Here is a 12,630-nt window from a genome sequence, read left to right as displayed (position 1 = left end):
ATCATGAACGCGTTGTCAGCCCTTTCCCCGCAAGTGCGCCAGTACCTGTTGGTGACCGGCAATTACTGGGCCTTTACCCTCACCGACGGTGCGCTACGCATGTTGGTGGTGTTGCACTTCCATGCGTTGGGCTACAGCCCGTTACAGATTGCGTTTCTGTTTCTGTTCTACGAAATCTTCGGTGTCATTACCAATCTGGTGGGCGGTTACCTGGGGGCCCGTCTAGGCCTGAATCGAACCATGAACATTGGTTTGGGCTTGCAGGTGGCAGCCTTGTTGATGCTGACGGTGCCCGCCGCCTGGCTGACCATCCCTTGGGTGATGGGGGCCCAGGCGCTGTCGGGGATTGCCAAAGACCTGAACAAGATGAGTGCCAAAAGCTCCATCAAGCTTCTGGTTCCTGATGGGCAGCAGGGCAAGCTCTATAAGTGGGTGGCGATTCTCACCGGCTCGAAGAACGCGCTCAAGGGTGTCGGCTTCTTTCTTGGCGGAGCCTTGCTGGCATTGATCGGCTTTAAAGGCGCGTTGCTGGCCATGGCGGTTGTCCTGGCGCTGATCTGGATTAGCAGCGTAATTTTGTTGAAGAAGGATCTGGGCAAGGCAAAAGCCAAGCCCAAGTTTCGCGACATCTTGTCCAAGAGCCGGGCAATCAACATCCTTTCGGCGGCGCGGATGTTCCTGTTCGGCGCCCGCGATGTCTGGTTTGTCGTGGCCTTGCCGGTGTATCTGAGCAGTGTCTTCGGCTGGGACTTCTGGAAGGTTGGCGGCTTCCTGGCAGCCTGGGTGATTGGCTACGGCATCGTGCAGTCCTTCGCACCCAACATCACCGGCATGAAACGAGGGCACTTACCGGATGGTCGAGCGGCGTTTCTGTGGGCACTTGCACTGGCGGGTCTGCCAGCGGCCATTGCTCTCGGGCTCAACACTGGGCTGTCGCAACAGGTGGTGCTGCTCGGCGGATTAATGGTTTTCGGCGCGTTGTTCGCGGTGAATTCGTCGCTGCACAGCTACCTGATCGTCTCCTACGCCAAGGAAGATGGCGTGTCGCTGGATGTGGGGTTTTATTACATGTCGAACGCCATGGGGCGGCTGATAGGCACCGTGCTGTCCGGCTGGATTTATCAGGGTTACGGATTGGAGGCCTGCTTGTGGGTTTCCTCGGCCTTCGTATTGCTGGCTGCCTTGATTTCTATCGCCTTACCTAGGCATGCCGAGACGATATGAAGAAGTTATGCTGAGATAATTGCCATGTTCTCGAGATCCAGCTTGCAAGTCGCGAGAGGTTAACCGAGTGAGAATCAGTCCCCATTTCCACTGAAGAGATTTTAGGCATAACTGACAATTTCCTAAGGCATATGGCATTGCTCATACCCTAGCCCTAGCCGGAAGGTTTCATAAAATGACTCATTCGCATGGTTGTCATGCTGACGTACCCAAGAGATACGACAAGGCTTTCGGTCTTGGTATAGCGCTAAATTTCGGTTTTGTTTTAATCGAAGCGTTCTATGGCTGGAAAATCGACTCACTGGCTCTCTTGGCGGATGCAGGCCATAACCTTAGCGATGTGGGAGGATTGATTCTGGCTTGGGCGGCGTTGGCTGCTACACGCTTACAACCAAATGATCGGCATACCTTTGGTTGGCGACGCGGCTCGATTCTCGCCAGCTTTATCAATGCCGTAATTGTGCTGGTGGCCATGGGCTCGCTCGGCTGGAAGTCTCTCCAGCGCTTGCAGACGCCAGTTCCTATACCTCCTACTTGGCTCTATTGAGAACGCCCCATAGGGCTCTCACCTATTGCGGCTTGCGGTAGGCATTATTTGCCCTGCACTACTCGAACATGTGCATGGCTTATAGCTTTGTAGACGCGTATCGATCTTAAAAGCGGCCACCAGTCATATAGAAAAATCTGCAGCGGTCGCCACATTGCCACCCAGCCAACGATCATTAGGCTTTCGCGCGCTATGCCGACTACAGCGCCAGTACCAAGTTGGTCAATGACATCGACTGCAATCAGGCAGAGGGTAACAAAGGCGATGCCGATCACCAGGCTAATGCGGCCATCTCGAAGGAGGTGTTTTAACTCTCTGCGCGTGAGGCCTGCCTTGTGATCAAAGTAATTGTGGATTGCCTCGATCATGATCGCACTTGGATCGCCTTCTGCTGGCAGGTGCTCAAGGTGGATTGTGATACGAAGCAGACTGTCCGACGGAAACTCTGCTGCCCAGGTCTCGATGAACGCTTCAGCTTCGCGATCAAGATCCTTGTTAAGAAAAGGTGTCGGATCCATCGAGTTAAACAACTGTGCAAGTTCGCTTACCCGGAGTTGAAGGTGATGCTCATGGTGATGTTTTTTTTTCATGGCACTACTCGATTATCATGCATTAGCAGTTTCGATTCGCGCGACTCGCTTGGCCAATACTGACTTCGGTTTCATGCGCCTTAGCAGGGTAGCCCTTTCTTTGGACTCTCTGGGGCGAACATGCTAGCGATAATACGGGCATCCAAGAGAGCGTGATGCGGAAGCGGAGTTCCGTCGCTCACGGCATCTAGAGTGGTTGCGTCAGTTGGGTAATTCCGGACATTCCTTGGCCATTTCCCATCTGCGTATGCGAGCTCGCAGAAAAGCTCCCAGTCGTACTGAGGAGCGTCTGTGACAATCTCCAAGGCTTCCTCGAACGACGCAAGAAACTCGAACAGCGCTGACCTTGCCCCAATGATCGTTAGTGCAGAGCTTCCCCCCCAGAGCTGCGGAAGGACGATCTCTACGACGAAGTCGCTGCATTCTGCTTCTCACTGACGCCGAAGCACCCTCTGCGCATGGCGCAAGTGAGGGCGCTATAGAAGACGTGCATAGAGCCGTACCAAACGCACTCTTGATCGTGGCAGTTCTCGCTCCATGACTGACTTCAGGTGCCGTACATTGCGCGGGTAGGCACATGGATCATGGGGTAGATCACTCCGGTGCCATGAGCACCGCGAGAGTCATATTGATGAAATCTTCGTTCTTGCTGATCGTTTCCAGTGCACCACGCACATTCCCTCCAACCTCACCCGATCCACGCTGCTCGACCCATAGGGTGAGCTCCATGATGGCGGCCTCAAGGGCGAGTTGGTTTTGATTGATCTTAAATAGCAGGGAAGGGAGCAGGTCTGAATTTGGCATCGCGAATCCTCCATGAAAGAGGTCAGCGTAGCAAAAGGTCTGGGAAGCCGGACGCGGCTCCGACGCCGTCGAGTCTTGGCTGACCAAGTGAATTCGGTTTGAGTACAAATAAGGGCCTTGCGAGGGCCCTTTGTGCTAAACGCTTAAGTATCTCATTTTACGGACGAAGACAAAGCGGTACCCAGCAGATGATCCCAGATCGAGGGAACGTAGAAGATGTGTGGTTTAAATCTAAATCAACAAAAACCTCCCATTACACCCAACCTGATGTCTAACAGTTCGATTGGAATTGGGTCGTATCTGCCGTAAAATTTTTTTACGCTTTCTTTACGATAGATGCTTTTACCCGCAACGATACTGGCCGCGATTTTTTAGATTGTCCATGCGCCTCGCTTTTCCGATGGCCTTGAAAAAATGTATTGCCCAAGGATGGCGTGCAGTAACTCCACGATAATTGAGAGAAGCGCCCCTTGAGTGAAACAGCGACCGTTGCACACGAAGACTCTCCATCCAAAACGTCAGGAGTGGGCTTGCTCGTCGCGGCTGTCGGAGTGGTATACGGGGATATTGGCACCAGCCCCCTCTATACGCTGAAAGAAGTATTTTCCGGCCACTATGGAGTCCAGGTGAACCACGACGGTGTGCTAGGCATCCTGTCGTTGATTTTTTGGTCGCTGATCTGGGTCGTCTCGATCAAGTACGTGCTTTTCATCCTGCGTGCCAGTAACCAGGGTGAGGGCGGCATTATAGCGTTGACCGCGTTAGCCCGCCGAGCAGCCGCACCTTATCCGCACATGAGCAAAGTACTGGTTCTGCTCGGCCTGTTTGGAGCGGCACTTTTTTACGGGGACAGCATGATCACCCCTGCGATTTCGGTGCTCTCGGCGGTTGAAGGCCTGCAGCTGGCGTTTGACGGAATAGAGCACTGGGTTGTGCCACTGTCAGTGGTCGTGTTGGTGGCGCTGTTCTTGATACAAAAACACGGCACAGCACGCATCGGCATCCTGTTTGGCCCGGTCATGGTGCTGTGGTTTGTGGTACTGGGCGCGCTCGGAATCTACGGCATTTTGCAGCGCCCCGAAGTGTTGGAAGCGCTTAACCCTACTTGGGCAGTGCAATTCTTTGTGGTACATCCGGGAATGGGTGTGGCGATTCTAGGCGCCGTCGTGTTGGCATTGACCGGTGCTGAAGCGCTGTATGCCGACATGGGCCACTTCGGTCGTAAACCGATTTCCCGTGCTTGGTTCATTCTGGTGTTGCCGGGGCTGGTGCTCAATTATTTTGGCCAGGGAGCCTTGATCCTGGGCAACCCGGAGGCTGTGCGCAATCCGTTCTACCTTCTGGCTCCCGAGTGGGCACTGCTGCCGATGGTCGCGCTCTCCACGCTGGCAACCATCATCGCGTCTCAAGCCGTGATCTCTGGTGCTTTTTCCCTGACGCGCCAGGCCATCCAGTTAGGGTACGTCCCTCGCATGTTTATCCAGCACACCTCCAGCCAAGAGCAGGGTCAGATTTACATCGGCACGGTTAACTGGGCGTTGATGGTCGGTGTTGTGCTGCTGGTGATCGGCTTCGAGTCGTCCAGTGCCTTGGCCGCTGCCTATGGGGTCGCTGTGACGGGCACCATGTTGATCACGACCATTCTGTCTTCGGCGGTCGTCCTGCTTCTTTGGAAAACGCCGCGCTGGCTGGCCATCCCGATGCTGCTCGGATTTTTGCTGGTAGACGGTCTGTACTTTGCCGCCAATGCTCCGAAGATTTTTCAGGGCGGTGCGTTTCCGGTGATCGCCGGCATTGGCCTGTTCATCTTGATGACCACCTGGAAGCGAGGGCGAAAAATCATCGTCGAGCGGTTGGACGAGACCGCGCTGCCTCTGCCGTTGTTCATCAGCAGCATTCGTTCGCAGCCTCCGCATCGGGTGCAGGGAACAGCGGTTTTTCTCACGGCCAGGGCCGATGCTGTTCCGCATGCGCTACTGCACAATCTGCTACATAACCAGGTTTTGCACGAGCAGGTGGTACTTCTAACCGTGGTGTCCGAAGACAGTCCTCGGGTGCCTGCTGATCGACGGTTTGAGGTTGAAGCTTATGGTGAAGGTTTCTTCCGAGTCAGTCTGCACTTCGGTTTCATGGAGGAGCCCGATGTACCGACGGCCTTGAGTCTTTGTCACTTGAATGAGCTGGATTTCAGCCCGATGCGGACGACCTATTTCCTCAGTCGGGAGACGGTGATCCCTACCAAACGCATTGGTATGGCGCGCTGGCGAGAAAGTCTGTTCGCGTTCCTGCTGAAGAATGCCAACAGCAACCTGAAATATTTCAGATTGCCGCTAAACAGGGTGATTGAACTGGGGACTCAGGTGGAGATGTAAGGACGAACAAGGCCGCGCCTCTGTAGTACCCATGGGTAGCGTTCTTGCCGCGTTTATTGTTTCAAGCGGTCGCCGAGGGCGCGTGGCAGTTCTTAAGCTGGGTCAATATTTGGTGATCTGAGCATCTGCTAAGCTCGTTCTCTAACATTTCAATGAGATGACTGCATGTCTTTCGTAGACAAGTTCGTTGCTGAGATACTGGCGCTTCAGGTTGCTTTGTATCACTCGCGCGCTCGGCTGGAGGCGCGGACTGATGGCGAGGCTTTGCATGATCTCAGGATAGCTGTGAGACGCCTCAGGAGCTTACTACGACCGATGCGCAGCATGAGCGAGGTGGCGGGGCTGAACATCGCGGCAGCTGAGGTGGGAAGGATAACCACACCCACTCGCGATCTGGAGGTGATGATTCAGGAACTGGAGAGCAGGGGCTTTCTTGCCCAAGTTCAGCTCAGAAAAGCGCGCTTGGCATCTAACTATGCCAAGATTCTAAAAAGCCCCCACCTCAATAACTTGTTCATTCAATTGGACGAGTGGCCTACTGTTTTTCGTTCAGTTGAAGTCAACGGCGGCTTGAAGCACGTCCAGCCTCAAATTGAAAAAGCGCTAATAAAGCAGATCGACCGGCTACATGCTGCTGTGGATGACGCTGGATTTGATCGACATGAGTTGAGAATTCTGGTCAAGCAGACTCGCTACCTCACAGAGGCTTTTCCAAAACTGTCACCGCTTTCGGGTAAAGCGGCGAGTTCTCTCAAAGCCCTGCAATCGGCTTTAGGTGCCTGGCATGACCACTATCAGTGGTACCAAAAGGCACTGATCGAATCTGACCTACTCCCGCTGGAAAATGTTTGGCAGCGATGCGCAGCAACCGCACTTGAAAAAGCTGAGATCCAGTTGAAAGACTTGGCAACACGGCTGCCAAAATCGTCGGGCAAAAAAAATGCCGCCTAAAGTGGCAGCACAAGAATGAGCGCGTTTTGAATAGTCTGAGTATTGCGGGCAGAAGTTACAAACCGATGATGGTTTTTTGTCCATCGATGCCTGCGCCTTAAGACAGTTCAACCACAGGTCTGTTTATGCTGATAGACAAAGGGTGGGCTGCATTTACACGATCTTCCAGCGTTTTTACGAACGCCTCAGCTTCGGCATAGCTGCGAAATTTGACGTAACATGCATCCATCCACACAAGCCAACCTTCGGACGTGTTCGCTTCTTCGATTCTGATCAGCATCACGAGAATCCTTTCATGAGGTAGCTAGGGTCAATGACGAGCCTCAACAAAAGAGCTCGTACCCTTTTGACGTCTAAGTATCGACTTTCAAGCGATACAGGCAGTTGGGTGCTAGGTTTCATCTGATGGTTTTTCTCAGTGCCTCAATGCCCTTTCTGACGGACTCGGCATTCAAGTCGAGCGTGGCGATAGCGCCAAGGGCGGTGCTGGAAACGCCAGTGGATCCCCTCTGATCAATCCACATTGCTATCGATTCAATGGCGTCGGCAAGCGCGAGTTGGTTTTCGTGGAGTGTTTCGAGTATGTCTGGCAGCTGGGGAAGGGATGACATGGCGACATTTCCTCAGGTCGAAGTTAAAGCCTAGCAGTATCAAACCGAGCTTGCCTGAGTATCAAGGCCATTCAGCTAGGTTGTGCAACCGACAGAAATCAGCCCATGACATGTAGACCATTTCGGCTATCTCTCTGCGCTGCGAGGATACGTTGAAAAGCCTGTTCTTAGCAGCGCTCAAGCAATTCCATATTGATTAGCAACATGAAAGTTAGCGCTGAATAGTTTTGATACAAAATTGGTAGTGGCATTTTGATTGGTGCAGGCTGCGCTGATCTATACCCACTTCAAGGTTCCATTCCTGCGGGCCCAGCATTGCGATTAAGTCGCATCCGCTGCGACCTATTCACCGCACGGATATCCGACCTAGGGGGCAGTCGCCGCTTATCCAACGTGCATTTCCAGATCTTCTGCATTTTGCACAGACCAACTCCACTAGGAGGCATCATGAGTACATGGCAGAAGCTGCAAGAACGAATCAGACAAAAAGGCCTGCGCCGAACTTTCCATACGCTGTGGGAGCGCTACGTGTTCTTCCACTGGGAGCTGCTATGGATGGAGCGCGACCTAGTCACCCCGGTATCGCCCCATCAACTTAGACCCTATTCGGGGTTACGCTTGGTCGACATCGATACACAAAACGCCGATGCGTTCGCGAAGCACTTTGGTGACCGCGTAGAAACCATGCGCGAACTGGCCGCCGAGGGGCATACCGGACACATGTACCTGGATGACAAGGACGACGCCGTGGGTTTCATTTGGGGCAGCAAACGTAATTACCACGATCGCCACTATTACGGTTGCTGGTTCCCGGTCAAAGAGGGCGAGTTCTTCGAATTCGGTGGCGAGATGACGCGACCATACTTCGGTACCGCGCTTTCAGTCGATGCCCAAATCAGTCTGTGGCAGGCCATGCATGCTCAAGGCTTTAACAAGGTGGTGGACGTCTGCGAGACGCATAATATTCCTGCGCTCAAATTGCACATTCGCATGGGATATCACGAGCAGGGTAGGATCATGCATGTCTATGGCTTATTTGGGCGCTGGCGTTTCTTCCGCGAAAGCCGCTACAGCGGCTCGCGACTTGACCTGCTGCGCAAACCTGGACTCCTTACTGTTATAGCGCCAGTCTGAGATACAAAGCTCGGGGGGGCATATAATCACTTTGTCAACTCGCGGACTAAGTAGTAGCTAATTTTGAAGGTCTACGGGTGAACTCCAATTAATGCCATTGACGCTTTATTTTCTGCCACTGCTCGTTTGACAGCCACTTGTCTGCCAACGGAAAGAAAATATTCTCCTCCGAGTCCATATGATCGAAATATTTTTTTATGAAGTCATCGATAGTGTCAGCAATTACTCTCGTTTCCTGAGTTGTGTCCTCCAACATCTTCAACTGTCCAGCAATGCGCCCAAATGCTTGATGATCTCGCTCGATATCCTTGACCCGTTGGTGGATCGGTGCCTCAGTCGCTAGCAATGCCAGCCGAATAAGTTCTTCATTTTCATGGTGTTGTCGTTCTGCATCACCATGCATGGCTTCCAGCATCTTGAACAACAGCTTGCAGTCATCAGCACCATCGGATTCGGATTCATGCCTCATCTTCCTCAGCAACTCTTTGATCTGAGTGATTTTTATAGCGACCTCATGATGATATGCCTGAAGTTCTTTCAACAAGACGTTCATATCAAAACCTCTAAACGACACCAAACCGTCACGGCGAAATATTTCTTAACCCGCGACCTCCAAGGCAAACAATTTTTTAAATCTCCATATTTATCAATGCCTTGTTAGCCGAGCTCACCAGCATGATTTAACATTATTAGTATAGGCGAGCACAGAGTTCGCGCTTTGCCTCGCTGAAGGGAGGTCTGTAAACATCTTAAACTCGCCGCAGGGCAGGGAGCCTTGGACGACCAGCCAAAGCACAGCTGGCGCGGTTTCCCTATTAATTTTGGTTTTCAAGAATCTGTTCATTGCATTGGAACGCTTTAAAAACCCGATCACTAAGAACTGAAGACTGGAAGGGTTCTAGGATGCGGTCGACTTGGTAAATGCAGGCACTGAGCATGATCTCAAGGATGCGAAACCCCTCATATGCCGTCGCCTCCTTGCCCGCAAAGCAATGGGCAATGATCCAATTCTACAAAGCGATTCATTACGCTGACCCCAGCTTCGGATCGCCATCAATCTCGCCCAAGCGGGGCTTTTGGGCCTACAGTCTTGAGTGTCGCTCACTGCAAGGAATAGAAATGAACGCGTTGCCTTCAACCTCTCTGCCAAAGCACGTCAGCCTGCTGGGTTATGGCGGTCTGTTGCCGTTTATTTTTCTGACGCTGCTGATCCCGTTCTCGCTCGACTATCGGCCGTTGTTTGCGATTGCGCTTGTTAACTATGGCGCAGTCATCCTGAGCTTCGTCGGCGCCTTACACTGGGGCTTCGCCATGACCGTGCAAGACATGAGCGCCGAGCAGGGCAGCGACCGGTTCATCTGGAGTGTCATTCCTGCGCTTATTGCTTGGATTGCCACATTACTGCCAATGCCATTGGGTTGCTTGCTGTTGGTCATCGGCTTAGTTGTCCACCTCCGGCAGGACAGGCAGCTGTTGCGGGTTACGAGCTTGCCCGCTTGGTACCTGCCGATGCGATTACGGCTTACCCTCGTGGCGAGCGTCTGCTTGCTGCTTGCCGCGATCATTGAGGCGCTTTTCATTCATGAAGCCTCGTGAGCCCGGTTCGTTGCCCGTGCCTGGCAGCCGCTTATCGCGGTTGATGCGTTTTGGCAGTTTGGCCTCGGGGGTCGCGGGCGGCATGCTAGCCGAAGGCGCTCGGCAGTGGGTTCAGGGCAAACGTCCGGCGCTCAGCGAACTTCTGTTGACGTCGGGCAATGTACATCGGGTGGTCGAGCAACTGTCGCAACTGCGTGGCGCCGCCATGAAGGTTGGGCAGTTGTTATCGATGGATGCAGGTGATTTGTTGCCGCGCGAGTTCAGCGAAATCCTTTCTCGTCTGTGTTGCGACGCTCACCCTATGCCTATGAGCCAGTTGGTGGCAATCCTCAACGAAAGCTGGGGCAAGGGGTGGGAAGGGCGCTTTGAACGGTTTTCCTTCACGCCATTGGCGGCAGCGTCCATCAAGCTGGCCGCGTACTGCTTCAAACCTGCCTAAGCTTCAGAGAGGCTTAAATCGAGCCTCGCATACTTCCTCAGATGGATTACTACGCGTGGCCGATTGCGTCGCAGTTCAACGACGTGTACAGCATGTTGAGCGTATAGGGTAATTGACACCTCATGGGGCACCCTCCAGCTAGCCTAAAATCAGCCCGAGCCGGTAATTAAAACCAGTTCGTGCAGCTGAAATACTGATGAAACATTCTGGTCATATGATTCGCGTCACTGAAATCCAGGGAGTTGGAGATGAATCGACCATCAAGAAGCATGCGCAAACTGCTCGACTCCGTCGCCACTAACAATGAGGTAGCGGCGCTCGATATGATCGCGCGCAGTAGAGCAGCTTCAAGACGAAGTGCTACGCCAACGGTTGCTCAACATGATTCACCGACTCAACCAGGACGCTATTGACTTACGAATGGCGCGTGACGATATCCAGGGCGGAGCTATAAGGCTCGCGTGATCGGTCTCGGTGACGTCTCTTAGTTTGTTGCCGCACTGGTCTCAAGGGCGTGTTGACCCGTTCCGAGCTATCCCGGTGGATTTGGGTCTACGTTCATCGGCTTTGGAGCGGCCATCCTGACCATGCGTCGACAGGCTGCATAAGAGGAGGGCGGCTAGGTACCGATTGCGGTAGTAAAGGTGCCAAAACATCACCATCGATTTGGTGCAGAGCCTGCCTCTTTCAAACCAGGGTAGTCATCGAGCGCAAGGCTAGACTCACCATCGTCCATTGGTTCGCGCACTGATTTATGTGTCACTCCGGCTTCAGCAACCGCACGCATCTGATCGAGCTCTCTGTGAAATGCCTTGTCCTGAACCGTGGGCTTGCTCGTGTATGGCTTTCGTTCAGGTTCAGGCTGTGCTGCATAAGTCGTTACTGCATCAGGGCCGTGTTGTAGCTTTTCTTGAACTTGCGATTCCAGCATCGCACGTAGCGCATCTTTGTCGGGCCGATTCAGCAATTTGTCACTCCTATTAGAAGACCAGGCACCCAGTAATCGACTGAGTTGGTGGCCGGTAGGGAAATATCCAATCGATCGTAATGAAGATTTGAGCGGCAGTCGAAGAGAAGAAGCGGATCATCAATTTCTTCCAACACGGCGATCGTGTCAAATTGGGAACATGCCTGGGATGATTTCGTAATCGCCAGGAACGCTGGATGTTTTGCTCATGGACTTATGTATGGCTGCTTACTGTACATAAGGATATGCTGCCCCCCGACTTCATATATGCCAATAAAAACCAACCATAGTGACGTTATGAGCCAATCAGAGACGCGTGCGACTGCCCTAGCGCTGTATCCAGAGGACTCCCGCGAGGCTGCAACCTTGCTGAAGCAAGCTGTACCACTGATGGTGCGTCATAACATTCCCCCAAATCCGGTGCACTACGCGCTTTGGTACACCTACAGCAGAGGCCGGGAGCCCGAGCTCAATCGCCATCTGGACAGGGTGGTCAAAGACTTCAATTGCTTCCCCCCAGAGGCCGCTGCCAAGTTGTTTCGCGAGTTCATAATTCGCGATGAATTGGAGGACGCCCGTGCGGGGCAGCAGCAAGCGATCAAACTGGTCGACAATATGGAGCGCGATGTCTCGCGTAGCATGAATGGCAGCGTCAACTTTCAAACCAGTCTTTGGCATTGCCTGGAAATGCTCGAAGAGCCGGTTGACAAGGGGTTACCGGCCATACTCAACGAACTGCAACAAAGCACCCAGCTCATGCAGGATCAGCAAGCGCTATTTCTTTCTCAATTGCACTCTGCACAAAAGGAGATAAAGAGCCTAAGAGAAAAACTGGAGCGAGCGCAATTGGACGCGACGCTGGATGGCCTGACTAAGGTGTTGAACCGATCCACGTTCACTCGTCTGTTGGAGCAATTGCTGAAAGACGCACCTCAAGGGGTGGCGTTGGTCATGCTGGATATCGATCATTTCAAGCAGTTCAATGACCGGTATGGCCATCCTTTGGGCGACCGCGTACTTGAGCATGTTGGTCAGGTGTTGCGGAACTCAATCCCGCCTCAGGCCCTGGCGGCACGCTATGGCGGTGAAGAGTTCTGTGTAGTCCTGCAAGAGTGTTTTGATCTCACCAGCGCTCATACTTTTGCTGAGCAGTTGCGCCTAAAAATTCAGGCGCTGCGGATCAAGGTTCGTGGCACGGATGAAGTGCTAGACACCGTAACTGCGTCCTTTGGTGTCGCCCTCGCCAAAGCTGGTGACGATGTGGAAACCTTCTGATTCGGGCCGATGATGCCCTCTATCAAGCCAAACGCAGCGGACGCAACCGAGTGAACTGAAACTTGCGTTCGGACTCTAGCCGCAATCACATAGCCCACAGGATATGGTGATTCGATTTGT

General features: G+C 53.0%; 13 protein-coding genes and 4 pseudogenes. 10 read left to right on the top strand and 7 right to left on the bottom strand.

The genetic code is table 11. From position 1 onward, the window contains the following. Nucleotides 1–3: 3 nt before the first annotated feature. Nucleotides 4–1,224 carry an organoarsenical effux MFS transporter ArsJ gene (gene arsJ / locus HP062_RS04855; protein ID WP_172790946.1) on the top strand — a complete coding sequence of 407 codons (1,221 nt, stop codon included), beginning with the start codon at nucleotides 4–6 and terminating at the stop codon, nucleotides 1,222–1,224. Between the two features lie 175 nt (nucleotides 1,225–1,399). Continuing rightward, complete coding sequence (locus tag HP062_RS04850; RefSeq protein ID WP_172790945.1) at nucleotides 1,400–1,771, top strand: cation diffusion facilitator family transporter; 372 nt, start codon at nucleotides 1,400–1,402, stop codon at nucleotides 1,769–1,771. Nucleotides 1,772–1,815: 44 nt separating this feature from the next. On the opposite strand, the gene HP062_RS04845 is transcribed toward HP062_RS04850, so the two are convergent. The 3 genes and pseudogenes from HP062_RS04845 to HP062_RS04840 all read right to left on the bottom strand — a co-directional run bounded on the left by HP062_RS04845 (nucleotide 1,816) and on the right by HP062_RS04840 (nucleotide 3,165). Next, nucleotides 1,816–2,361 carry a hypothetical protein gene (locus HP062_RS04845; protein ID WP_172790944.1) on the bottom strand — a complete coding sequence of 182 codons (546 nt, stop codon included), beginning with the start codon at nucleotides 2,359–2,361 and terminating at the stop codon, nucleotides 1,816–1,818. An 80-nt stretch (nucleotides 2,362–2,441) separates the two neighbouring features. Further along, nucleotides 2,442–2,792, bottom strand: a pseudogene (locus HP062_RS30950) (hypothetical protein); the annotation flags it as partial. 163 nt (nucleotides 2,793–2,955) lie between these two features. Next, complete coding sequence (locus tag HP062_RS04840; protein WP_166589644.1) at nucleotides 2,956–3,165, bottom strand: hypothetical protein; 210 nt, start codon at nucleotides 3,163–3,165, stop codon at nucleotides 2,956–2,958. A gap of 470 nt (nucleotides 3,166–3,635) precedes the next feature. Here HP062_RS04840 and HP062_RS04835 point away from each other — a divergent pair, with 470 nt between their 5' ends. Together HP062_RS04835 and HP062_RS04830 are read left to right on the top strand one after the other, a co-directional pair. Then, the gene (locus HP062_RS04835; RefSeq protein WP_172790943.1) at nucleotides 3,636–5,537 is read left to right on the top strand and encodes a potassium transporter Kup; all 1,902 of its coding nucleotides are present in this window, start codon (nucleotides 3,636–3,638) and stop codon (nucleotides 5,535–5,537) included. Between the two features lie 165 nt (nucleotides 5,538–5,702). Further along, nucleotides 5,703–6,488 carry a CHAD domain-containing protein gene (locus HP062_RS04830; protein WP_172790942.1) on the top strand — a complete coding sequence of 262 codons (786 nt, stop codon included), beginning with the start codon at nucleotides 5,703–5,705 and terminating at the stop codon, nucleotides 6,486–6,488. 97 nt (nucleotides 6,489–6,585) lie between these two features. On the opposite strand, the gene HP062_RS04825 is transcribed toward HP062_RS04830, so the two are convergent. Further along, nucleotides 6,586–6,768 carry a hypothetical protein gene (locus HP062_RS04825; RefSeq protein ID WP_172790941.1) on the bottom strand — a complete coding sequence of 61 codons (183 nt, stop codon included), beginning with the start codon at nucleotides 6,766–6,768 and terminating at the stop codon, nucleotides 6,586–6,588. Between the two features lie 118 nt (nucleotides 6,769–6,886). Next, nucleotides 6,887–7,099, bottom strand: coding sequence for a hypothetical protein (locus HP062_RS04820; RefSeq protein WP_172790940.1), 213 nt, complete (start codon nucleotides 7,097–7,099; stop codon nucleotides 6,887–6,889). Between the two features lie 447 nt (nucleotides 7,100–7,546). Between HP062_RS04820 and HP062_RS04815 the strand changes: the two genes are divergently transcribed. Then, nucleotides 7,547–8,233, top strand: coding sequence for an N-acetyltransferase (locus HP062_RS04815; protein ID WP_172790939.1), 687 nt, complete (start codon nucleotides 7,547–7,549; stop codon nucleotides 8,231–8,233). An 88-nt stretch (nucleotides 8,234–8,321) separates the two neighbouring features. On the opposite strand, the gene HP062_RS04810 is transcribed toward HP062_RS04815, so the two are convergent. After that, nucleotides 8,322–8,786 carry a hemerythrin domain-containing protein gene (locus HP062_RS04810; protein WP_172790938.1) on the bottom strand — a complete coding sequence of 155 codons (465 nt, stop codon included), beginning with the start codon at nucleotides 8,784–8,786 and terminating at the stop codon, nucleotides 8,322–8,324. A gap of 566 nt (nucleotides 8,787–9,352) precedes the next feature. Between HP062_RS04810 and HP062_RS04805 the strand changes: the two genes are divergently transcribed. The 4 genes and pseudogenes from HP062_RS04805 to HP062_RS04795 form a co-directional block, all read left to right on the top strand. Next, nucleotides 9,353–9,829, top strand: a complete 477-nt coding sequence (locus tag HP062_RS04805) for a DUF3429 domain-containing protein (protein WP_172790937.1) — start codon at nucleotides 9,353–9,355, stop codon at nucleotides 9,827–9,829. Next, nucleotides 9,816–10,268 (top strand): hypothetical protein, encoded by a 453-nt coding sequence (locus HP062_RS04800; RefSeq protein WP_218585113.1) that lies wholly within the window; start codon nucleotides 9,816–9,818, stop codon nucleotides 10,266–10,268. The genes HP062_RS04805 and HP062_RS04800 overlap by 14 nt, the downstream gene beginning before the upstream one ends. 248 nt (nucleotides 10,269–10,516) lie before the next feature. Then, a pseudogene (locus HP062_RS30945) lies at nucleotides 10,517–10,733 on the top strand (hypothetical protein). Between the two features lie 43 nt (nucleotides 10,734–10,776). Then, nucleotides 10,777–10,876 (top strand): annotated as a pseudogene (locus tag HP062_RS04795) (LysE family translocator); the annotation flags it as partial. Nucleotides 10,877–10,923: 47 nt separating this feature from the next. Here HP062_RS04795 and HP062_RS04790 read toward each other — a convergent pair. Next, nucleotides 10,924–11,235, bottom strand: coding sequence for a hypothetical protein (locus tag HP062_RS04790; protein WP_172790936.1), 312 nt, complete (start codon nucleotides 11,233–11,235; stop codon nucleotides 10,924–10,926). Nucleotides 11,236–11,532: 297 nt separating this feature from the next. Here HP062_RS04790 and HP062_RS04785 point away from each other — a divergent pair. After that, nucleotides 11,533–12,569: pseudogene (locus HP062_RS04785) on the top strand (GGDEF domain-containing protein). The last annotated feature ends 61 nt before the right edge of the window (nucleotides 12,570–12,630 follow it).

Source organism: Pseudomonas sp. B14-6, from assembly GCF_013260315.1.
Classification (GTDB): Bacteria; Pseudomonadota; Gammaproteobacteria; order Pseudomonadales; family Pseudomonadaceae; genus Aquipseudomonas; species Aquipseudomonas mandelii.
This window is presented reverse-complemented; position numbering and strand designations above follow the sequence as displayed.

Bases quoted from the DNA above. Each gene is read 5' to 3' on its own strand.
- arsJ (WP_172790946.1), top strand. From the start codon at position 4: ATGAACGCGTTGTCAGCCCTTTCCCCGCAAGTGCGCCAGTACCTGTTG.
- HP062_RS04850 (WP_172790945.1), top strand. From the start codon at position 1,400: ATGACTCATTCGCATGGTTGTCATGCTGACGTACCCAAGAGATACGAC.
- HP062_RS04845 (WP_172790944.1), bottom strand. From the start codon at position 2,361: ATGAAAAAAAAACATCACCATGAGCATCACCTTCAACTCCGGGTAAGC.
- HP062_RS04840 (WP_166589644.1), bottom strand. From the start codon at position 3,165: ATGCCAAATTCAGACCTGCTCCCTTCCCTGCTATTTAAGATCAATCAA.
- HP062_RS04830 (WP_172790942.1), top strand. From the start codon at position 5,703: ATGTCTTTCGTAGACAAGTTCGTTGCTGAGATACTGGCGCTTCAGGTT.
- HP062_RS04825 (WP_172790941.1), bottom strand. From the start codon at position 6,768: ATGCTGATCAGAATCGAAGAAGCGAACACGTCCGAAGGTTGGCTTGTG.
- HP062_RS04820 (WP_172790940.1), bottom strand. From the start codon at position 7,099: ATGTCATCCCTTCCCCAGCTGCCAGACATACTCGAAACACTCCACGAA.
- HP062_RS04815 (WP_172790939.1), top strand. From the start codon at position 7,547: ATGAGTACATGGCAGAAGCTGCAAGAACGAATCAGACAAAAAGGCCTG.
- HP062_RS04810 (WP_172790938.1), bottom strand. From the start codon at position 8,786: ATGAACGTCTTGTTGAAAGAACTTCAGGCATATCATCATGAGGTCGCT.
- HP062_RS04805 (WP_172790937.1), top strand. From the start codon at position 9,353: ATGAACGCGTTGCCTTCAACCTCTCTGCCAAAGCACGTCAGCCTGCTG.
- HP062_RS04800 (WP_218585113.1), top strand. From the start codon at position 9,816: ATGAAGCCTCGTGAGCCCGGTTCGTTGCCCGTGCCTGGCAGCCGCTTA.